This window comes from Rhizobium sp. BK491 (genome assembly GCF_014194925.1).
In the GTDB taxonomy this organism is placed as follows: Bacteria; Pseudomonadota; Alphaproteobacteria; order Rhizobiales; family Rhizobiaceae; genus Rhizobium.
On the sequence record NZ_JACIAR010000002.1, the window covers coordinates 451,515 to 471,990 of the forward strand.

Below are 20,476 nucleotides of genomic sequence, written 5' to 3' on the forward strand. Positions count from 1 at the left end.
GTCCCACGGCCTGATATTCTTGCACGCAGGCGGTGCCCGGTTGCTGAGGGGGAGAGGCGTATCGGCGATATGCGGAATGCTCTTCCTCACCGGCTTCACCAAAATTTCACCGCGAGACACGAATTTGACGTTTACGCAAACGTCAATATTTTGTAAGAGTATGACAGTGGCCGGAATCTAAAGGTCCGGCGGCGAATTGGAGGAATTCGAGAAATGCCAGTCTACAAGGCCCCGGTGAACGATACGCTCTTCGTCCTGAACGATGTGCTCGGGCTGGAGCGCTACAACAATCTTCCCGGTTATGCCGATGCCACGCCCGACATGATCGAGGCGATCGTCGGCGAGGCGGCCAAGCTGTCGGAAGAGGTGCTTTTCCCGCTCAACTATTCCGGCGATCAGGAAGGCTGCGTGCGCCATGACGATGGCACGGTCTCGACTCCGAAGGGTTTCAAGGAGGCCTATCGTGCCTATCGCGAAGGTGGCTGGCTGGGTCTCGCCGTGCCGGAGGAGTTCGGCGGGCAGGGCCTCCCCTACGTGCTGCACTGCGCCGTCGGCGAGTATACCTCGGCCGCCAACATGTCGCTGATGATGTATCCGGGCCTGACCCAGGGCGCGATCGCAGCGATCCTCGTCCATGGCACCGATGCGCAGAAGCAGACTTACTTGCCGAAATTGGTCGAGGGCAGCTGGTCTGGCACCATGAACCTCACCGAACCGCATTGCGGCACCGATCTCGGCCTCTTGCGCACCAAGGCGGTGCCTCAGGCTGATGGCAGCTACAAGATCTCAGGCCAGAAGATCTTCATCTCGGCCGGCGAGCACGACATGACGGACAATATCGTCCATCTCGTCCTTGCTCGCATCGAAGGTGCGCCTGAGGGAACCAAGGGCATCTCGCTCTTCATCGTGCCGAAATTCCTCGTCAAGGAAGACGGTTCGCTTGGCGCGCGCAACCCGGTGTCCTGCGGCGCGATCGAGCACAAGATGGGCATCCACGGCAACGCCACCTGCGTCATGAATTACGACGAGGCTACGGGTTTCCTGATTGGCGCCGAGAACAAGGGCCTCAATGCCATGTTCGTCATGATGAATGAAGCGCGCCTCGGCGTCGGCCTGCAGGGTCTCTCCATCGCCGAGATCGCCTATCAGAATGCCGCCAACTATGCGCGTGAACGCATCCAGGGCCGCTCGCTCTCCGGCCCGAAGGCGCCGGACAAGAAGGCTGACCCGATCATCGTCCATCCGGATATCCGCCGCTCGCTGATGACGATCCGTGCCTTCAACGAGGCCGGCCGCGCCTTCCTGCTCTGGACGGCGCTGAAGTCCGATATCGCCCATCGCTCTCCCGATGAGAAGGAGCGTCAGGCAGCCGACGATATCCTCGGTCTGTCGACGCCGATCCTCAAGGGCGTCATGACCGACAAGGGCTTCGAGCATGCCGTCATGGCGCAGCAGATCTTCGGCGGTCATGGCTACATCGAAGAGCATGGCATGAGCCAGTATGTCCGCGATGCCCGCATCACCATGATCTATGAGGGTGCCAACGGCATACAGGCGCTTGATCTCGTCGGCCGCAAGCTGGCGCTGAACGGCGGCCGCGCCGTCATGGCGTTGTTCAAGGAAATCGGCGATTTCTGCGAGGAAAACCGCAACGACGAGCAGATGGCCTTCTTCACCAAGCATCTGAAGAAGGGCTTGAATGACGTGCAGGCCGCGACCATGTGGTTCATGCAGAACGCCATGGCAAAGCCCGACAATGCCGGCGCCGGCTCGACCGATTACATGCACCTCTTCGGCCTCGTCGTCCTCGGCTACATGTGGGCGAAGATGGCGAAAGCGGCTCAAGCAGGCCTTGCGGCTGGCAACAGCGCGCGCGAGGATTATCTGAAGAACAAGCTTGTCACGGCACGGTTCTACATGGAGCGCATCATGCCGGAAACGGCATTGCGCAAGGCCCGCATCGAAACCGGCGCCGACACGATGATGGAACTGGCGGCGGAAGCCTTTTGAGCAAGGCGGCGTTAGCTGCTGCAGGGAGATGAGACATGACCGAGGTTTTCATTTACGACCATGTGCGCACGCCGCGCGGGCGGGGCAAGAAGGACGGCTCGCTGCACGAAGTGCCCTCCGTTCGTCTCGCCGCCAAGACGCTTGAGGCGATCCGCGACCGCAACGGCCTCGACACCGAGACCGTTGACGACATCATCATGGGCTGCGTCGATCCGGTCATGGAAGCCGGCGCCGTTATTCCAAGGGGTGCCGCCTTCGAGGCCGGCTATTCCACCAAGGCGCCCGGCATGCAGATTTCGCGTTTCTGCGCCTCCGGCCTCGATGCCGTCAATTTTGGTGCGGCGAAGATCGCTCAAGGGGCTGATGATATCGTCATTGCCGGCGGTGTCGAAAGCATGTCGCGTGTCGGCTTGGGCATGTCCGGCGGCGCCTGGTTCATGGACCCCTCGGTCAACTTCCCGGCCTACTTCATGCCGCAGGGTGTGTCGGCCGATCTCATCGCCACCAAATACGGCTTCTCGCGCGATGACGTCGATGCCTATGCCGTCGAGAGCCAGAAGCGTGCTGCCCACGCCTGGGAAAAGGGCTATTTCAAGAATTCCGTCATTCCGGTGAAGGATATCAACGGCCTGACAATTCTCGACCGCGACGAGCACATGCGCCCCGGTACCGATATGCAGGCGCTCGCCTCGCTCAATCCGTCCTTCCAGCTGCCGGGCGAAATGGGCGGCTTCGAGGCCGTCGGTATTCAGGCGCATCCGGAAGTCGAGCGCATCAATTACGTGCATCACGCCGGCAATTCCTCCGGCATCGTCGATGGTGCTGCCGCCGTGCTGCTCGGCTCCAAGGCGGGCGGTGAGAGCATGGGCCTGAAGCCGCGCGGCCGCATCAAGGCCTTCGCCAATATCGGCTCCGACCCGGCGCTGATGCTGACCGGCCCGGTCGACGTCACCGAAAAGCTTTTGAAGCGCAGCGGCCTGACGCTGGCCGATATCGACCTCTTCGAACTCAACGAAGCCTTCGCCGCCGTCGTGCTGCGCTATATGCAGGCTTTCGACATTCCGCATGACAAGATCAACGTCAATGGCGGCGCGATTGCCATGGGGCATCCGCTCGGTGCAACCGGCGCGATGATCCTCGGCACCGTACTCGACGAGCTGGAACGCCGCGATCTCAACACAGCGCTCGTAACGCTCTGCATTGGCGCCGGCATGGGCACCGCCACGATCATCGAACGCGTCTGAGGAGGGGAAACCAATGGCTTACACAAATTTCACCGTTGAGACCGACGCAGACGGCATCGCGCTTGTCACCTGGGACATGCCCGGCAAGTCCATGAACGTCTTCACCGCCGAGATCCTCGAAGAGCTGAACGCCATCATCGATGCAACGGTTGCCGATGCCGCCGTCAAGGGCGTGGTCTTCACCTCGGGCAAGTCTTCCTTCTCCGGCGGCGCCGATCTCTCGATGATCAAGTCCATGTTCTCTTTCTATCAGGAGGAGAAGGCCAAGGACCCGGCAGCAGCCGCGAAGAAGCTCTTCGATCTCGTCGGCCGCATGACGGGTCTGTTCCGTAAGCTCGAAACCTGCGGCAAGCCCTGGGTTTCGGCCATCAACGGCACCTGCATGGGCGGCGCTTTCGAGCTGTCGCTCGCCTGCCACGGCCGCGTCGCGTCGAGCGCCAAGAGCGTCAAGATCGCGCTGCCCGAGGTCAAGGTCGGCATCTTCCCCGGCGCCGGCGGCACCCAGCGCATCGCGCGCCTGACGGATGCGCAATCCGCCCTGCAGATGATGACGACGGGCCAGTCGCTGACGGCAGCACGCGCCAAGGCGATGAACCTCGTGCATCAGGTGGTCGAGCCGGATCAACTGATCCCGGCTGCCAAGCAGATGATCAAGGACGGCCTCAAGCCTGTGGCACCCTGGGATGAAAAGGGCTTCAAGGCACCCGGTGGCGGCATCTGGACGCCTGCCGCAGCTCAGCTCTGGCCGGCAGCGCCCGCCATCCTGCGCCGCGAAACCTCGGGCAATTATCCGGCCGCACTCGCCATCCTCAAATGCGTTTATGAAGGCTTGCAGGTTCCCTTCGATACCGGCCTGAAGATCGAGCAGCGCTACTTTACGCATGTGCTGCAGACCACCGAAGCCTATTCGATGATCCGCTCGCTGTTCATCTCCATGCAGGAACTCGGCAAGGGCGCCCGCCGCCCGGCAGGCCAGCCGAAGGCAGAGCTGAAGAAGGTCGGTGTCGTCGGCGCCGGCTTCATGGGTGCGTCCATCGCCTATGTCACGGCCTCCGCGGGCATTCCCGTCACCCTCATCGACCGCGACATCGAGGCTGCGGCTAAGGGCAAGGGCGTCGGCGAAGGGCTGGTCAAGGACTCGATCGGTAAGGGAAGGCTGACGCAGGATGAGGGCGCGGCCCTTCTGTCCCGCATCACACCTTCGGCCGATTACGCCGACCTGAAGGATGCCGATCTCGTCATCGAGGCGGTGTTCGAGGATCGCGAAGTCAAGAAGGCCGTCATCGAGGCCGTCGAAGCCGTGCTACCGGCCGGCGCCGTCTTCGCCTCCAACACCTCGACGCTGCCGATCACGGGCCTTGCCAAGAATTCCAAGCGCCCGGCCGATTTCATCGGCGTCCACTTCTTCTCGCCTGTCGAGAAGATGATGCTGACCGAAGTCATCCTCGGCAAGGAAACGGGCGACCGTGCCATTGCCGTCGCGCTCGACTACGTCGCGGCGATAAAAAAGACGCCGATCGTCGTCAACGACACGCGCGGCTTCTTCGTCAATCGCTGCGTCTTCCGCTACATCCATGAAGCCTATGACATGCTGATCGAGGGCGTACCCGCTGCCATGATCGAGAATGCCGCCAAGATGGCCGGCATGCCCGTCGGGCCTTTGGCGCTCAACGACGAAGTCGCCATCGATCTCTCCTACAAGATCCTGAAGGCGACTGTCGCCGATCTCGGCGAGAAGGCGGTCGACCCGCGTCACATGCAGCTCGTCGCCGGCCTGGTGGAGCGCGAGGGGCGTCTGGGCCGAAAGAACTCCAAGGGTTTCTACGACTATCCGCCGAAGCCGGCGAAGAAGTCGCTATGGCCGGGTCTCAAGGATCTCTATCCGCAAAAGAAGGCCGACGAGGTTGATATCAACGTGTTGAAGCAGCGCTTCCTCGTGACCATCGCACTGGAAGCCGCCCGCACCATTGAAGAAGGCATCGTCACCGATCCGCGCGAGGCCGATGTCGGCTCCATCCTCGGCTTCGGTTTCGCCCCCTATACCGGCGGCGCGCTGTCCTACATCGACGGCATGGGCGTCAAAGCTTTCGTCGAACTCTGCGAAAAGCTGGCCACCGCCTACGGCCCGCATTTCCGGCCGACGGCGCTGCTGAAGGACATGGCCGCGAAGGGCGAGACCTTTTACGGGCGCTTCGATCCTTATGGTGCCAAGCAGGCGGCTTGAGGCAACAAGCCATTGCCGGCGACAAATAAAGGGCCGCTCTTGTCGGGAGCGGCCCTTTTACTGATTGGTTCAGCGTCAGATCAGAGAGATTGCGTAAGATTATGCTTACGCATGGCTTAATGGCTTCTCTTGCCCCGCCCTCAACGCAACCACACCCCAGCCGATGAGCAGAAGGATCGCCGCCGCGTAGATATCGGTGGCTTCGGCGAAGCCGAGTGCTTTCGAAAGGAAGCCGGCCAGGATGGCGGGGACGCTGAAGGCGAGATAGCTCTGGATGTAGAAGGCCGAAAGCAGCCCGGCGCGTTCGTCGGGCTTGGCCAGCGGCATGATGCTTCTCACCGTGCCGAGAAAAGCTGCGCCGAAGCCCGAGCCGGCAATCAGAGTTCCGAGCGCTAGGATCGACACTTCAGCCGCATGCATGCCGGCGATGATGGTCAGTATGCCGAGGCTCATGGTCGGTATGCCGAACTTCATGATCATGGTGGCGGATCTCCGGCGCAGCAGGAAGACGGCGGCAGCGCCGCTGATCGTCAAGGCTGCGACCACGGAGCCGCCGACCAGTGGCGCCGTGCTGCCGGTCGTCGCGCTGACCAGCGAAGGCACCAGCGACAGATAGAAGCCGGCAAGCGCCCAGACGGCAATATTGATCGGCGTCAGCGCCAGCAGCGTCCGGCGTGCCTGCTTGGGAACGGCGACTTCCGGCTTCAGCGATGCGAATACGCCGGGCCGTCGGCTCGTTGTTTCCGGCACCATCCATAGCAGCGCGGCTTGCAGTGTCAGCAGGGCAAGTGTCACGACATAGACAAGCACGGTCGGAGCCGGCGCGAACTGGATCAGCAGGCTCGTGCCGATCGCGCCGATCGCCATGCCGGCAAGCGGGGCAAGACTGTTGGTGATCGATCCCCTGATCGGATCGAGATCGACAAGGGCGGCGCCGATCGAACTGATGGCAGTGCCCGTCGCAAAGCCCTGCACGATGCGGGCGGTAATCAGCCAATCCGGACCTCGAGCCATTAAAAACAGCGCTGTGGCCACCATATTGAGGAGGATCGATGTGAAGATCACCGGTCGGCGCCCGAGATGGTCCGAAATCGAGCCAACGATGAGCAGTGCGGCGAGAAGGGAGAAGGCATAGACGGCGAAGATCACCGTAAGCAATACCGGCGAGAAGGCGAAGGCCTGCTGATAAAGGCGGTAGAGGGGCGTCGGTGCGGATGAGGCGGCCAAAAACAAGGCGCTGGTTGCGGCATAATAGAACGGCGCTAGGCGTCTGGCGGCTGAAATCGGAGCGCTGGCGGTGGAATCGAGTTCGGTCATCGACTATATCCTACCTAAAGCTAAAAGATTGCGTTAGGCGGATATAGGATGCCTGGCGTATAAAAGCAAATAATTTGCGTTAGTGGATGCCCTTAGTCATTCGCGATCCGCAAAACGGGAAAAATTGGCAAGGGCTTATGGGCTATCGAGAAAATCCCCGCCCCGGCGGGCGCAGCGCCAGAGTGCAGGCGGCCGTGCATCAATCCGTCCGCGATATGCTGGCAACCATGGATCGCGCCGATGTAACGATCCCCCTGATCGCGCAGCGTGCCAACGTCACGCCGTCGACGATCTACCGCCGCTGGGGCGACCTTCAGGCGCTTTTGGCCGACGTTGCCGCGTCGCACCTGCGGCCGGAGGGCGAGCCGGCGAGCATCGGTAGCGCGCGTGAAGATTTGGCGGCATGGGTCGAACAATATGCCGATGAGATGGCCTCCGGGCTTGGCCGGCAAATGCTGCGCGACGTTCTTGCGGCAGCCGACAGTGCAAACGCGGAGAAATGCGGCACCTATATGCGCTGTCAATTGAGCGTCTTCATCGCACGGGCAGAGGCGTGCGGCGAGCCCTTTCCCACCTTGACGGAACTGATGGATCACGTCATTTCGCCGATCATTTATCGCATCCTCTTCGACCAGGCGCCCGACTCCGACTACGTTCGCGGGCTCGTCACGAAGGTAATGCCGGAGAGTACAGCCAGGACTTGATGCGCGATCGGCGATTGCGAACGACTCACTCGAACTCCCCAAGCACATTCTGTCGCTTCGGCTTGGTTGCTCGCAACTGACGAATAAGTAGTCGAACATATGCGCGGTAAGGTTGTTTTGGTTGTGGAATTATCATGGGATATGCATGCTTGAGCAAGGCGCGCTGTCGATTTGCTGTTGAAAAATAAGGAAAAAGATGGTGCTAATTATCATCAGTGAATTCAACGGCAACGCGAAGGGGACTGCTCAATGCTTAATGAATTCAAGGCCTTTATCGCTAAAGGCAACGTCATGGACCTTGCGGTCGGCGTGATCATCGGCGGCGCTTTCGGCGGCATCGTGAAATCGCTGGTTGACGATATCATCATGCCGATCGTCGGCGCGATTTTCGGCGGCTTCGATTTTTCGAACTACTTCATCGGCCTCGCCTCGGGTGTCAACGCACCGACGCTCGCTGCGGCCCGTGCCCAGGGCGCGGTTCTTGCCTACGGCAGCTTCATCACTGTCCTCATCAATTTCCTCATTCTCGCCTGGATCATCTTCCTGATGGTCAAGGGCGTGAACGCGTTGCGCGCGCAAGTCGAGCGTAAGGATGACAAGGTCGCCGAAGCGGCACCGCCGCCGGCTGATGTCCAGTTGCTGACGGAAATCCGCGACCTTCTCGCAAAGCGCTGACTCGCTTTGCTCGACTCTTTTTGCAAGCCCCGGTCCATGCGAGGACTGGGGCTTTATTCATCACCAAAATCGATTGGTCACTAAGGCAAAGTCATGGGATTTGTCCGCCGCTCTGCTTTATGAAGGCGGAAACCGGAGACTTTGCATGTCGATACTAGATAGCCTCAGCCCGCGCGCGCTTGCAGCACCTGAAAGCGGGATCGTCGAAGTGGTCAATTATGCCCGTGGCCGTGAGGGCCTACTGCCGCTTTGGGTCGGCGAGGGTGACCTGCCGACGCCGGATTTCATAAATCGCGCCGCCATGGCCTCGCTCAACGCCGGCGAAACCTTCTACACCTGGCAGCGCGGCATTCCGGAACTGCGCCAGGCGCTTGCCGATTATTATGGCCGGCATTTCGGCACCTCGCTGCCGATGGAGAACTTCTATGTCGTCGGCTCCGGCATGCAGGCGATTCAGCTGTCCGTGCAGGCCATCACCGCTCCCGGCGACGAGATGGTTTATCTCTCCCCCGCCTGGCCGAACATCGCTGCCGCGCTCGAGATCGCAGGCGCCCGCTCCGTCGCCGTACCCTTACAATTCGAGCACGGTAAATGGTCGCTCGATCTCGATCGGTTGGAAGCGGCGATCACGCCCAAGACAAAGGGCCTGTTCATCAATACCCCGTCCAACCCGACGGGCTGGACGGCGACCCATCAGGATCTCAGCGATATTCTCGCCTTAGCGCGCAAGCACGATCTCTGGATCATGGCCGACGAAATCTATGCGCTCTACTACTATGCCGGCGGCCGCGCGCCGAGCTTCCTCGACGTCAAGGAAGCGGACGACAAGATCCTCTTCGTCAATTCCTTCTCGAAGAACTGGTCGATGACCGGTTGGCGCGTCGGCTGGATCGTCGCACCTGCAGAGCTCGGGCAGGTGATCGAAAACCTCGTGCAATATTCGACCTCGGGCGTCGCGCAGTTCATGCAGAGAGGCGCGGTTGCGGCCTTGAACGAGGGCGATGATTTCGTCCGCTCCAATATCGAGAAGGCCACTCGCTCGCGCGATATCCTCTGCGATGCGCTGATTGCTACCAATCGCGTGCAGACGCTGAAGCCGGATGGCGCGCTCTATTCCTTCCTGAAGATCGATGGCGTCACCGACAGCCGCAAGGCCGCCATCGACATCGTCGACAAGACCGGTGTCGGCCTCGCGCCTGGGACGGCTTTCGGTCTAGGCGGCGAGCTGTTCATGCGTGCCTGCTTCCTGCGCGATCCGGTACAGGTCGCGGATGCGGCGGAGCGGTTGAGTCGGTATATTTTGGGTCTGTGAGGGCTTTGCTTCGATCGGCTCCACGATCGAAAAGTATTCTCTCGATTGCTTCACCTCTGAGCCCCCTCTATCGCTATCGCGACATCTCCCCCACGAGGAGGGAGATCGTTGGGAGTTTGCCGCGCTCAGCAAGAGCGATGAAGCTTTGGCGTCAACAGATATGACGCTCATTGGGCGCGAGAGGCTGCAACAAGTTTCCAATCTCCCCCCTTGTGGGGGAGATGTCACGAAGTGACAAAGGGGGGTGCGTACTCTCCAAGCATGCAATAGCGTCAATCCATAAAATCCAATCGATCCTCGAAAGCCCACCCTAACCATCGCCGCAATCTTTCCCGCCACGCCGCCCGCTTTTAATCAATTTCGCAGGGGAAGCGGCCTCATATGGAGCCGGTAGACTTGGCGGGGACGCGAAGAATGACTGTCTTGGTGACGGGCGGGGCCGGCTATATCGGCAGCCACATGGTCTGGAGATTGCTGGACGCGGGAGAGGACGTGGTTGTCCTCGATCGTCTCTCCACGGGCTTTCGCTGGGCCGTTCCGCCGGCTGCCCGCTTCTATCTCGGCGATATCGCCGATGAAGCGCTCCTGCATCAGATTTTCGCTGAAAACCATATAGAGGCCATCATTCATTTTGCCGGTTCGGCGGTCGTCCCGGTGTCGATCGAGGATCCACTTGCCTATTATGAGAACAACACCGGCAAGACCCGCATCCTCATGAGTGCCGCCATCAGGGCTGGCATCCGTCATTTCGTCTTTTCGTCCACCGCCGCTGTTTATGGCCAGCAGCCGGCGGATAGGCCGGTCGGCGAAGATGCGCCGCTGCGGCCTGAATCCCCCTATGGTCAATCCAAGCTGATGTCCGAGCTGATGCTGCGCGATGCCGCTGTTGCTTATGACTTCCGCTATGTGGCGCTGCGTTATTTCAACGTGGCCGGCGCCGATCCCGAGGGGCGGGCTGGGCAATCGACCAACGGCGCCACCCACCTCATCAAGGTCGCCTGCGAGGCGGCCCTCGGCCGCCGGGGTCAGGTCGATATCTACGGCACCGATTATGCGACGCATGACGGCACCGGTGTTCGCGACTATATCCACGTCAGCGATCTCGTCGAGGCGCATCTGATGGCATTGCGGCATCTGCGCGAAGACGGCCGCTCACTGGTTGCCAATTGCGGCTACGGCCAGGGCTATTCGGTTCTGGACGTGCTCAACATGGTCATGCGCGTCTATGGCCGCGCCTTCCGCATCCACATCGCTCCCCGGCGCGTCGGCGATATGGCCAGTATCGTCGCCGATGCGACGCTTGCTCGTCGCGAATTGGGATGGACGCCGAAATACAACGATCTGGAAATGATCGTGCGCTCGTCGCTGGATTGGGAGCTCCGCCTCGCCGAACGCGCGGGCTTTGATGCCGCCGGCGTCAGCAGGGTCTACGCCGCTCCAAGCATGCTGTAACGCGACTGACGATCTCAGCTTTCCGGACGTCTCCAGGGACCAAGAAAGGCCGGCGCATTCTTGCGCACGGCGTCCGCGAGAAAATCGATGACGGTGCGCACCCGCGGCGATTGGCGCAGGTCGCGATGGCATGTGATCCAGTAGTGGCGCCTAAGATCCACCTCGTGCGGCAGGACCACCTGCAGATCGGGGTGCTTGCCGGCGATGAAGAACGGCAGCACGCACAGCCCCTGGCCATTCTTGGTCGCCGTCAGCTGCGCAAAGATGCTTGAGCTCTGGAATTGCGGCCTGATGCGCGGATGGACGTCATCGAGATAATCCAGGCCCGGCGCGAAGATCATATCCTCGATATAGCCGATAAAGGCGAAGTCAGGCAGGTCATCGCGGCTTTCGATCGGCGGATGGCGGGCGAGGTAGTCGCGCGATCCGTAGACCTGGAGATGATAGTCGGTAAGCTTCTCGGTGAAGTAGGGTCCGGCCTTCGGCGGGTCGAGCACCACGACGATATCGGCCTCCTTGCGCGAGAGCGACATGATCTGCTGGATGGTGATCAGCTCGAGTGAAATGTTTGGGTGCTTCGCAGTGAATTCCGGCAGGACGCCGGTGAAGAAGAAGTTGGAAAACCCCTCTGGCGCGCTGATGCGCACGACACCTCGTTGTGCTGCCGATCCCGCAGAAAGATCGGCGCGAAGACGTTCCGTCTCCTGCTCCATGTGCTCGGCCGTATCGACGAAGCGCTGCCCCATGCTGGTCAGCATGTAACCGCGTGGATTGCGTTCGAAGAGCTTGACCTTCAAGGCGAATTCCAGCCGGTCGATGCGCCGCGAGACCGTGGCATGGCTGCTGCGCAATTGTCGCGCCGCGGTAGAAAGCTGCCCTGTTCGCGCAACGGCGAGGAAAAATTGCAAATCGTCCCAGGTAAAGTGCGGCGTACGCTTCATGCATCCTCCTCTGTTCAAAAATGAACAGACCTTGTTTGGAATTAATTGCAATCGCGACTTGCGTCAACGCGCGAATTCCGTGATCTTGGCGGTCGGGAAAAGCCGTTTTGAGGAAAGCGGCTAGCCAATTTTGAACAGATTCATTTTTGCCAAATCTCTGGGAGGAGAGGATATGCGAAAGAGTCTTATTGCGTCCCTTGCATTTCTGCTTGCAGCCAGCACTGCGGCTTTCGCCGCCGGCCCGTCCGATGGTGTCGTCAAGATCGGCATCCTCAACGACCAATCCGGCGTCTATGCGGATTTCGGCGGGAAATCATCGGTAGCGGCCGCCAAGATGGCCGCCGAGGATTTCGGCGGCAAGGTTCTCGGCGTGCCGATCGAAATCGTCGATGCCGACCACCAGAACAAGCCTGATATCGCCTCCAACATCGCCCGCCAATGGTACGACCAGGACAAGGTCGATGCCATCATGGAGCTGACGACCTCCTCGGTCGCGCTCGCCGTTCAGGCGGTCGGCAAGGAAAAGAAGAAGATCGACATCGTCACCGGCGCTGCCACGACCGATCTCACCGGCAAGCAATGCTCGCCCTATGGCTTCCATTGGGCCTATGACACGCATGCTCTCGCCGTCGGCACCGGCGGCGCGCTCGTCAAGCAGGGCGGCGACACCTGGTTCTTCCTGACTGCGGACTATGCCTTTGGCTATTCGCTCGAGCAGCAGACCAGCGATTTCGTCAAGGCCAGCGGCGGCAAGGTACTTGGCTCCGTCCGTCATCCGCTGTCAACGAATGATTTCTCATCCTTCCTGCTGCAGGCGCAATCGTCTGGCGCCAAGGTGATCGGTCTTGCCAATGCCGGCCTCGATACCTCCAACGCCATCAAGCAGGCCTCCGAATTCGGCATCACCCAGGGTGGCCAGCACCTGGCGGCATTGCTCTTCACGCTCGCCGAAGTGCACGGCCTCGGCCTGCAGGCAGCGCAGGGCCTGACGCTGACGGAAGGCTATTACTGGAACCTCGACGACAAGAGCCGCGAATTCGGCAAGCGCTTCTTTGCCCGCACCGGCAAGATGCCGAACATGATCCATGCCGGCACTTATTCCGCCGTGATGCAGTATCTGAAGGCCGTGCAGAAGGCCGGCACGGACGATACCGACGCCGTTGCCAAGCAGCTGCATGAGATGCCTGTTGATGATTTCTTCGGCCGCGGCGGCACGGTCGGCGCCAACGGCCGAATGATCCACGACATGTATCTGCTTCAGGTCAAGAAGCCTGAGGAGAGCAAGGAGCCGTGGGATTACTTCAACGTGTTGGCAACGATCCCTGGCAAGGAAGCCTATATCGATCCGGCCAAGAGCGGCTGCGACCTCGTCAAGCAATAGGACACGGACCGGCCCATGGCGATGTCCGCGACACATCCGCATGAAGAGCCCCGGGTGGTTTTGTCCGCCCGGGGACTGCGCCGCGATTTCGGCGGCTTCACCGCTGTCAAGAATGTCGATCTCGACGTACATCATGCCCAGGTCCACGCGCTGATCGGCCCGAATGGCGCCGGCAAGACGACGGTGTTCAACCTGCTCACCAAGTTCCTGCAGCCGACGCATGGGACCATCACACTGCTCGGCACCGATATTACCAAGACGAGACCTGACAAGGTCGCGCGCATGGGCCTGGTGCGCTCCTTCCAGATTTCCGCCGTTTTCCCGCATCTGACGGTGCTGGACAATGTGCGGGTCGCCTTACAGCGGCCAAGCAATCTCGCCCACCAGTTCTGGCGGCCGCTATCGGCCCTCGACAGCCTCAATGCGCGCGCCGAACAGCTCATTGCCTCCGTCGGCCTTTCTAAAGAGCGCAATGCCGTCGCCGCCGATCTTTCCTATGGTCGCAAGCGCGCGCTGGAGATTGCCACCACGCTTGCGCTCGATCCGAAGGTGCTGCTGCTCGATGAGCCGATGGCCGGCATGGGGCTGGAGGACGTAAACACGGTCTCCGCGATCATCCGCGACGTCGCGCGCGACAGGGCCGTGCTCATGGTGGAGCACAATCTCTCGGTCGTTGCCGATATCTGCCATCATGTCACGGTGCTGCAGCGCGGCGAGATCCTGGCCCAGGGCGATTACGCGACAGTCAGCCGCGATCCGCGCGTCCGCGAAGCCTATATGGGCACGGAGGAGGCTTGACGATGGCGACGCTTCTCGACGTTCAGGGTCTCAATGCCTGGTATGGCGAAAGCCATATTCTGCACGGTGTCGATATGCGTGTGGGCGAGGGGGAGACCATCACCATCCTCGGCCGCAACGGCGTCGGCAAGACGACGACGCTGCGCACGATCGTCGGCATCGTCCGCGCCCGCAAGGGCAGAGTTACATTCGCCGGCAAGGACATGATGCAGGTGCCGCTGCACAAGACGGCGCATCAGGGCATCGGCTTCGTGCCGGAGGAGCGCGGCATCTTCTCGACGCTCAGCGTCTATGAAAACCTGATGCTGCCGCCAGTCGTCGCAGCGGGCGGCATGACGCTCGACGAGATCTTCGAGCTGTTTCCCAATCTGCATGAGCGGCGCAACAGCGTCGGCACCAGGCTTTCGGGCGGCGAGCAGCAGATGCTCGCCATGGCTCGCATCCTGCGCACTGGCGTCCGTATGCTGCTGCTCGACGAACCCACCGAGGGCCTTTCGCCCGTCATCGTCCAGCGTATCGGCGAAGTCCTGCAGAAGCTCAAAGGTCGCGGCATGACCATATTGCTCGTCGAGCAGAATTTCCGCTTTGCGAGCCGCATCGCCGATCGCTTCTATGTGATGGATCGCGGCCAGATGGTCTCGGAATTCCCGGTCGGCGAGCTCTCCGAACGCATGGGTATGCTCCACAAGGTCCTGGGGGTCTGAGCCATGACGACGATATTCGGCATTCCCGCGCAGGCCCTTCTCGGTCAATTGCTGATCGGGCTCATCAACGGTTCCTTCTACGCGCTCTTGAGCCTTGGGCTCGCGATCATCTTCGGCATGCTGCGGGTCATCAATTTCGCCCATGGCGCCCTCTATATGCTCGGCGCCTTCACCGCCTATCTGCTGCTCGCCTATGCCGGCATCGGCTATTGGCCGGCCCTCGTTCTGGCACCGCTGATCGTCGGCCTGTTCGGTGCGCTGGTCGAGCGGCTCTGCCTGCGCCGGCTTTACAAGATCGATCCGCTCTACGGATTGCTCTTCACCTTCGGCATGGCCCTGACCATCGAGGGGACCTTTCGCTATCTCTACGGTTCCTCCGGTCAGCCCTACGCCGTCCCGACGGAATTGGCGGGCGCGAAAAATATCGGCTTCATGTTCCTGCCCGTCTATCGCGGTTGGGTGGTCATCGCTTCGCTGATCGTCTGCATCGGCACCTGGCTGCTGATCGAAAAGACCAAGCTCGGCGCCTATCTGCGTGCCGCGACCGAGAATTCCACGCTCGTCCAGGTTTTCGGCGTCAACGTGCCGGTGCTACTGACGCTCACCTACGGCTTCGGCGTGGCGCTTGCCGCCTTTGCCGGCGTGCTGGCCGCGCCGATCTATCAAGTCTCGCCGCTGATGGGATCGAACATGATCATCATCGTCTTCGCCGTCGTTGTCGTCGGCGGCATGGGCTCGATCATGGGCGCGATCGTCACAGGCTATATGCTTGGGATTGCCGAGGGCCTCACCAAGGTTTTCTATCCTGAAGCCTCGAATATCGTCATCTTCGTGATCATGGCGATCGTACTGCTTCTGAGGCCAGCCGGCCTCTTCGGTCGGGAGGCGTGATATGGCTGGGTTGATCAGCTTGAACTCCAAGGAGCGTTCGAAGCTTTCCGTACAAAAGCTGCTTCTGGTCGTCGGCCTCGTCGGATTGATCTGGGCGCCGTTCTTCATCTACCCGATCTTCGTCATGAAGGTGCTGTGCTTCGCGCTGTTCGCCTGCGCCTTCAATCTGCTGCTCGGCTATGCCGGCCTGCTCTCTTTCGGCCATGCCACGTTCTTCGGCGGCGCGGCCTATTTCACTGCTCATGCAGTGAAGGAATGGGGTCTCCCGCCCGAGCTCGGTATCCTGATCGGCGTCGCCGGCGCGTCCCTGCTCGGTCTCGTCATGGGCTTCGTCGCCATCCGAAGGCAGGGCATCTATTTCGCGATGATCACGCTGGCGCTCTCCTACATGTTCTATTTCTTCTGCCTGCAAGCGGCATTTACCCACGGCGAGGACGGCATTCAGTCGGTTCCGCGCGGCTATCTCTTCGGCGTCCTCGATCTCAGCAACTCTTTCAACATGTATTATTTCGTCCTTGCGGTTTTTCTGATCGGCGTGCTGATCATCTGGCGTTTCATCAATTCGCCCTTCGGGATGATCCTGAAATCGATCCGCGAGAACGAGCAGCGGGCGATCTCGCTCGGCTATTCCGTCGCGCATTACAAGCTTGGCGCCTTCGTCATGTCGGCGGCGCTGGCGGGGCTTGCCGGCGCGGTCAAGGCGCTGGTCTTCCAGTTCGCGACGCTCACCGATGTCGCCTGGCAGATGTCCGGCGAAGTCATTCTCATGACGCTCCTTGGCGGCATCGGCACGCTGATCGGCCCGATTTTCGGTGCGGGATTCGTGGCGACGCTGGAAAACTATCTGGCGACTTCGGAATTCCCCGTCACCATCATCACCGGCATCGTCTTCATGGTTTGCGTCCTGCTCTTCCGCCGCGGTGTGGTGGGCGAGTTCTATGCCTCAAGGCTGGGACGGAAGCTGGGATTTGAATATCGCCGCTGACCGCTTGATTTCCTTCTCCCCGTTTTGACGGGGAGAAGGTGCCCGGAGGGGGGATGAGGGGCTATTCCGAGGGTAGTTTGAAAACCGAGTTCTGCCGAACCTTCCGGCCCCTCACCCTAACCCTCTCCCCGCTGGCGGGGAGAGGGGATCACTGAGTTTGAACATGGATCGCTTCGACTACATCATCATCGGTGCCGGCAGTGCCGGATGCGTGCTGGCCAACAGGCTCTCGGCCGACCGCAACAACAGGGTGCTGCTGTTGGAAGCGGGCGGCAACGATAATTACCACTGGATCCATATCCCGGTCGGCTACCTTTATTGCATCAACAACCCGCGCACGGACTGGTGCTTCACCACATCGCCGGAGGCAGGCCTAAACGGCCGGTCGCTGAACTATCCGCGCGGAAAGGTGCTCGGCGGCTGCTCCTCCATCAACGGCATGATCTACATGCGCGGCCAGGCGCGCGACTATGATCTCTGGCGTCAGCTCGGCTGCGCCGGCTGGGGCTGGGACGATGTGCTTCCCTACTTCATCAAGTCCGAGGATCATTATCGCGGCAAGGACGAGATGCATGGCGCCGGCGGCGAATGGCGCGTCGAGAAGGCGCGCGTGCGCTGGGCAGTGCTCGATGCCTTCCAGGCCGCGGCCAAGGAGGCCGGTATCCCGGAGACAGCGGATTTCAATCGTGGCAACAATGAAGGCTCCGGCTATTTCGACGTCAACCAGCGCTCCGGCATCCGCTGGAACACGACAAAAGCCTTCCTGCGCCCGGCGATGAAGCGCGGCAATCTCACAGTCCATACCAAGGCGCAGGTCCGCCGCCTGATCGTCGATGGCGATGCCGTCACCGGCGTCGAATTCCAGCACGATGGTGTGGCGAAGCACGCTTATGCGAACAAGGAGACAGTACTCTCAGCCGGCTCCATCGGCTCACCGCATATTCTAGAACTTTCGGGCATCGGCCATGGCGAGGTGTTGAGCAAAGCGGGCATCGAGGTCGTGCGCGAGGTTCGGTCCGTCGGCGAGAACCTGCAGGATCATCTGCAGCTTCGCCTCGCCTACAAGGTGACCGGCGTGCCCACGCTGAACGAGAAGGCGACGAAACTGATCGGAAAGGCGGCGATTGGCCTCGAATATCTGGTGCGCCGTTCAGGCCCCATGGCGATGGCGCCGAGCCAGCTCGGCATCTTCACCCGCTCCGGACCGGACAAGGAAACACCGGACCTGCAATATCATGTGCAGCCGGTCTCGCTCGACAGGTTCGGTGATCCCGTTCATCCCTTTCCGGCGATCACCGCGAGTGTCTGCAATCTCCGTCCCGAAAGCCGCGGTTCCGTGCATGTGCGCAGCCCCGATTTCGCGATGCAGCCGGCCATCAGTCCGAACTATCTCTCTGCCGCACGCGACCGGGAAATTGCCGTGCGCTCCATTCGCCTGACGCGGCGCATCGTCGCCCAGCCCTCCTTTTCCCGGTTCCGGCCGCAGGAATTCAAGCCGGGGCCGGCCTATGAGACGGATGCCGATCTGGAGCGCGCCGCCGGCGATATCGGCACGACGATTTTCCATCCGGTCGGCACGTGCCGCATGGGCGGTGACGCGCAAAGCGTCGTCGATCCCCGCCTGCGGCTGCGGGCGCTGACAGGGTTGCGCATCGCCGACGCCTCCGTCATGCCGTCGATCACCTCGGGAAACACCAATTCGCCAACCATCATGATCGCCGAGAAGGCAGCCGAAATGATCCTTGCCGACAACAGATGAAGCCCTATTCATGGATGGCAGCAGGGATAGGAGATTTGCATGGATAGCACGGACGAAGTCATCATTGAGCGGCGCGGATCGGCCGGCATTATCAAGCTTAACCGCCCGAAGGCACTGAATAGCCTGACATTGCCGATGGTGCGGGTCATTGTGCCGGCCCTGGAGGATTTCGCCGTAGATCCGAAGGTCGCAAGCGTCATCGTCCTGGGCGAGGGGGAACGTGGCTTCTGCGCAGGCGGTGATATCCGCCTGCTGCATCGGAGCGGCAAGGAGGGCACTGATGAAGCGGAAACCTTCTGGCGCGAGGAGTTTCTGCTCAACCATGCCATCTCGCGCTATCCCAAACCCTATGTCGTGTTGATGGACGGCATCACGATGGGCGGCGGCGTCGGCCTCTCGGCCCACGGCAGCCATCGCGTCGTCACCGAACGCACGCGCCTTGCCATGCCCGAAACCGGCATCGGCTACTTCCCGGATGTCGGTGCCACTTGGCTGCTGCCGCGCGCGCCGGGGGAGGCCGGCACTTGGATGGGTCTGACCGGGCAGACCGTCGGTGCAGCCGATGTTATCCACGCCGGTTTTGCCGATCATTGTGTCGCGTCTTCCGCATTGCCAGCCCTCATCGATGCGATAGCCGCGCTGCCCGCTGCGGCCTCTACCGCAGACGTGCACGCCCTCATAAGGACGATGGCTGTAGATGCCGGCGAAAGCCGGCTTGCGGCAAACCGCGATGTGATCGATCGGACGTTTTCGGCAGACACGGTGGAGGAAATTCTGAAGTCCTTGGCCGGAGAACCGGGAGAGTTTGCCGCAGAAGCTGCAAGCGTGATCGCCAGCCGCTCGCCGACGAGCCTGAAGCTGACCTTGCGGCTGCTCAGGGCGGGGAGAGCGAGCGCCAATCTGGCCGAATGCCTTGATCGTGAACTCGGCGCCTGCAAGGGCATATTGTATAATCACGATTTCTACGAAGGCGTACGCGCCGCTGTCATCGACAAGGACCGCAATCCGAAATGGTCTCCGGCAAGCCTTGCCGAAGTGACGGCGGATGCCATCGACCGTTTCTTCATACCGGCGCAGCCGCCGCTTTTCGCAAGATAACCGATCATGGGAGGAAAACATCATGACGCGGATCGCATTCATCGGCCTCGGCAATATGGGAGGCCCGATGGCCGCCAATCTCGTGAAGGCCGGCCACGCCGTCACAGGATTCGACCTCTCGCATGACGTGCTGAAGGCGGCCGAGACGTCGGGCGTGAAAGCCGCCAGCGTGCTGACCGAGGCCCTGGCCGATGCAGAAGTGGTCGTGACCATGCTGCCGAAGGGCCAGCATGTCCTGACCGTCTGGACCGACGTGCTGCGCTCCGTGCCCAAGGGAACCTTACTGATCGACAGCTCGACCATCGACGTCGACAGCGCCCGCAAGGCGCATGCCATGGCAGGCGATGCCGGCTGCCTCTCACTCGACGCGCCAGTGTCCGGCGGCACCGGAGGCGCCGCGGCCGGGACGCTGACCTTCATGGCCGGCGGCTCGGCGGAAAGCTTCGCCGCTGCCAAACCGCTGCTCGAGGTGATGGGCAAGAAGATCGTCCATTGCGGCGATCCCGGCGCCGGCCAGGCCGCAAAGATCTGCAACAACATGATCCTCGGTATCTCGATGATCGGCGTCTGCGAGGCCTTCGTGCTCGGCGAAAAGCTTGGCCTTTCGCACCAGGCTCTCTTTGACGTCGCATCGACCTCGTCAGGGCAGTGCTGGTCGATCAATACCTATTGCCCGGTGCCCGGCCCTGTGCCGACGTCGCCCGCCAACAACGACTACAAGCCCGGTTTTGCCGCCGCCTTGATGCTGAAGGATCTGCGCCTGTCACAGGAAGCGGCGCTCTCCAGCGGCGCGTCGACGCCTCTGGGTGCTGAAGCCGCGCAGCTTTACGCGCTCTTCGAAAAGCTCGGCAACGGCGGCCGCGATTTTTCGGCGATCATCGAGATGTTTCGCGAGGCGAAGTGAGTGTAACGCGCGGTGATCGAGTGAATTGAGCTCGGATTGCCCCTCACCCTAGCCCTCTCCCCGCTCGCGGGGAGAGG

At 61.2% G+C, this 20,476-nt stretch carries 17 protein-coding genes; 15 read left to right on the forward strand and 2 right to left on the reverse strand.

Translation table 11 applies throughout. The features are described 5' to 3' along the window. The first annotated feature begins 213 nt into the window (after positions 1-213). From FHX05_RS10100 to FHX05_RS10110, 3 genes are read left to right on the forward strand one after another with little or no spacing between them, the layout of a single operon-like run. Positions 214-2,010 carry an acyl-CoA dehydrogenase C-terminal domain-containing protein gene (locus FHX05_RS10100; RefSeq protein ID WP_183871455.1) on the forward strand — a complete coding sequence of 599 codons (1,797 nt, stop codon included), beginning with the start codon at positions 214-216 and terminating at the stop codon, positions 2,008-2,010. A 35-nt stretch (positions 2,011-2,045) separates the two neighbouring features. Continuing rightward, positions 2,046-3,254, forward strand: a complete 1,209-nt coding sequence (locus FHX05_RS10105) for an acetyl-CoA C-acetyltransferase (RefSeq protein ID WP_183871456.1) — start codon at positions 2,046-2,048, stop codon at positions 3,252-3,254. Between the two features lie 13 nt (positions 3,255-3,267). Next, entirely contained in the window at positions 3,268-5,478 is a 2,211-nt protein-coding gene (locus FHX05_RS10110) for a 3-hydroxyacyl-CoA dehydrogenase NAD-binding domain-containing protein (protein ID WP_183871457.1), read from the forward strand. Positions 5,479-5,583: 105 nt separating this feature from the next. On the opposite strand, the gene FHX05_RS10115 is transcribed toward FHX05_RS10110, so the two are convergent. After that, positions 5,584-6,795: an MFS transporter gene (locus tag FHX05_RS10115; protein ID WP_183871458.1), complete on the reverse strand. Its 1,212-nt coding sequence runs from the start codon at positions 6,793-6,795 to the stop codon at positions 5,584-5,586. Positions 6,796-6,932: 137 nt separating this feature from the next. On the opposite strand from FHX05_RS10115, the gene FHX05_RS10120 reads away from it, so the two are divergent. The 4 genes from FHX05_RS10120 (at position 6,933) to galE (ending at position 10,938) form a co-directional block, all read left to right on the forward strand. Then, positions 6,933-7,499: a TetR/AcrR family transcriptional regulator gene (locus tag FHX05_RS10120; protein ID WP_112400945.1), complete on the forward strand. Its 567-nt coding sequence runs from the start codon at positions 6,933-6,935 to the stop codon at positions 7,497-7,499. A 249-nt stretch (positions 7,500-7,748) separates the two neighbouring features. Then, positions 7,749-8,174: a large conductance mechanosensitive channel protein MscL gene (mscL, locus tag FHX05_RS10125; RefSeq protein ID WP_112608065.1), complete on the forward strand. Its 426-nt coding sequence runs from the start codon at positions 7,749-7,751 to the stop codon at positions 8,172-8,174. A 145-nt stretch (positions 8,175-8,319) separates the two neighbouring features. Further along, positions 8,320-9,486, forward strand: coding sequence for a pyridoxal phosphate-dependent aminotransferase (locus FHX05_RS10130; RefSeq protein ID WP_183713125.1), 1,167 nt, complete (start codon positions 8,320-8,322; stop codon positions 9,484-9,486). A 414-nt stretch (positions 9,487-9,900) separates the two neighbouring features. Then, positions 9,901-10,938 carry a UDP-glucose 4-epimerase GalE gene (gene galE / locus FHX05_RS10135; RefSeq protein ID WP_183713123.1) on the forward strand — a complete coding sequence of 346 codons (1,038 nt, stop codon included), beginning with the start codon at positions 9,901-9,903 and terminating at the stop codon, positions 10,936-10,938. Positions 10,939-10,952: 14 nt separating this feature from the next. Here the strand turns inward: galE and FHX05_RS10140 are convergent, their stop codons facing one another. Then, positions 10,953-11,879, reverse strand: coding sequence for a LysR family transcriptional regulator (locus tag FHX05_RS10140; protein ID WP_183871459.1), 927 nt, complete (start codon positions 11,877-11,879; stop codon positions 10,953-10,955). Between the two features lie 172 nt (positions 11,880-12,051). Between FHX05_RS10140 and FHX05_RS10145 the strand changes: the two genes are divergently transcribed. From FHX05_RS10145 to mmsB, 8 genes are all read left to right on the forward strand, one after another. Further along, positions 12,052-13,260 carry an ABC transporter substrate-binding protein gene (locus FHX05_RS10145; protein WP_015338764.1) on the forward strand — a complete coding sequence of 403 codons (1,209 nt, stop codon included), beginning with the start codon at positions 12,052-12,054 and terminating at the stop codon, positions 13,258-13,260. A gap of 15 nt (positions 13,261-13,275) precedes the next feature. After that, positions 13,276-14,058 (forward strand): ABC transporter ATP-binding protein, encoded by a 783-nt coding sequence (locus tag FHX05_RS10150; protein ID WP_183871460.1) that lies wholly within the window; start codon positions 13,276-13,278, stop codon positions 14,056-14,058. 2 nt (positions 14,059-14,060) lie between these two features. Continuing rightward, positions 14,061-14,762: an ABC transporter ATP-binding protein gene (locus tag FHX05_RS10155; RefSeq protein WP_183871461.1), complete on the forward strand. Its 702-nt coding sequence runs from the start codon at positions 14,061-14,063 to the stop codon at positions 14,760-14,762. 3 nt (positions 14,763-14,765) lie between these two features. Continuing rightward, positions 14,766-15,653, forward strand: coding sequence for a branched-chain amino acid ABC transporter permease (locus FHX05_RS10160; RefSeq protein ID WP_183871462.1), 888 nt, complete (start codon positions 14,766-14,768; stop codon positions 15,651-15,653). A gap of 1 nt (position 15,654) precedes the next feature. Then, entirely contained in the window at positions 15,655-16,638 is a 984-nt protein-coding gene (locus FHX05_RS10165; protein WP_183871463.1) for a branched-chain amino acid ABC transporter permease, read from the forward strand. A gap of 163 nt (positions 16,639-16,801) precedes the next feature. Next, positions 16,802-18,397 (forward strand): GMC family oxidoreductase N-terminal domain-containing protein, encoded by a 1,596-nt coding sequence (locus FHX05_RS10170; RefSeq protein WP_183871464.1) that lies wholly within the window; start codon positions 16,802-16,804, stop codon positions 18,395-18,397. A 39-nt stretch (positions 18,398-18,436) separates the two neighbouring features. Further along, positions 18,437-19,495, forward strand: coding sequence for an enoyl-CoA hydratase/isomerase family protein (locus FHX05_RS10175; protein WP_183871466.1), 1,059 nt, complete (start codon positions 18,437-18,439; stop codon positions 19,493-19,495). A 22-nt stretch (positions 19,496-19,517) separates the two neighbouring features. Next, a complete protein-coding gene (mmsB, locus tag FHX05_RS10180) occupies positions 19,518-20,399 on the forward strand; it encodes a 3-hydroxyisobutyrate dehydrogenase (protein WP_183871468.1) in 882 nt (293 codons plus the stop codon). Positions 20,400-20,476: the final 77 nt, after the last annotated feature.

Bases quoted from the DNA above. Each gene is read 5' to 3' on its own strand.
- FHX05_RS10100 (WP_183871455.1), top strand. From the start codon at position 214: ATGCCAGTCTACAAGGCCCCGGTGAACGATACGCTCTTCGTCCTGAAC.
- FHX05_RS10105 (WP_183871456.1), top strand. From the start codon at position 2,046: ATGACCGAGGTTTTCATTTACGACCATGTGCGCACGCCGCGCGGGCGG.
- FHX05_RS10110 (WP_183871457.1), top strand. From the start codon at position 3,268: ATGGCTTACACAAATTTCACCGTTGAGACCGACGCAGACGGCATCGCG.
- FHX05_RS10115 (WP_183871458.1), bottom strand. From the start codon at position 6,795: ATGACCGAACTCGATTCCACCGCCAGCGCTCCGATTTCAGCCGCCAGA.
- FHX05_RS10120 (WP_112400945.1), top strand. From the start codon at position 6,933: ATGGGCTATCGAGAAAATCCCCGCCCCGGCGGGCGCAGCGCCAGAGTG.
- mscL (WP_112608065.1), top strand. From the start codon at position 7,749: ATGCTTAATGAATTCAAGGCCTTTATCGCTAAAGGCAACGTCATGGAC.
- FHX05_RS10130 (WP_183713125.1), top strand. From the start codon at position 8,320: ATGTCGATACTAGATAGCCTCAGCCCGCGCGCGCTTGCAGCACCTGAA.
- galE (WP_183713123.1), top strand. From the start codon at position 9,901: ATGACTGTCTTGGTGACGGGCGGGGCCGGCTATATCGGCAGCCACATG.
- FHX05_RS10140 (WP_183871459.1), bottom strand. From the start codon at position 11,879: ATGAAGCGTACGCCGCACTTTACCTGGGACGATTTGCAATTTTTCCTC.
- FHX05_RS10145 (WP_015338764.1), top strand. From the start codon at position 12,052: ATGCGAAAGAGTCTTATTGCGTCCCTTGCATTTCTGCTTGCAGCCAGC.
- FHX05_RS10150 (WP_183871460.1), top strand. From the start codon at position 13,276: ATGGCGATGTCCGCGACACATCCGCATGAAGAGCCCCGGGTGGTTTTG.
- FHX05_RS10155 (WP_183871461.1), top strand. From the start codon at position 14,061: ATGGCGACGCTTCTCGACGTTCAGGGTCTCAATGCCTGGTATGGCGAA.
- FHX05_RS10160 (WP_183871462.1), top strand. From the start codon at position 14,766: ATGACGACGATATTCGGCATTCCCGCGCAGGCCCTTCTCGGTCAATTG.
- FHX05_RS10165 (WP_183871463.1), top strand. From the start codon at position 15,655: ATGGCTGGGTTGATCAGCTTGAACTCCAAGGAGCGTTCGAAGCTTTCC.
- FHX05_RS10170 (WP_183871464.1), top strand. From the start codon at position 16,802: ATGGATCGCTTCGACTACATCATCATCGGTGCCGGCAGTGCCGGATGC.
- FHX05_RS10175 (WP_183871466.1), top strand. From the start codon at position 18,437: ATGGATAGCACGGACGAAGTCATCATTGAGCGGCGCGGATCGGCCGGC.
- mmsB (WP_183871468.1), top strand. From the start codon at position 19,518: ATGACGCGGATCGCATTCATCGGCCTCGGCAATATGGGAGGCCCGATG.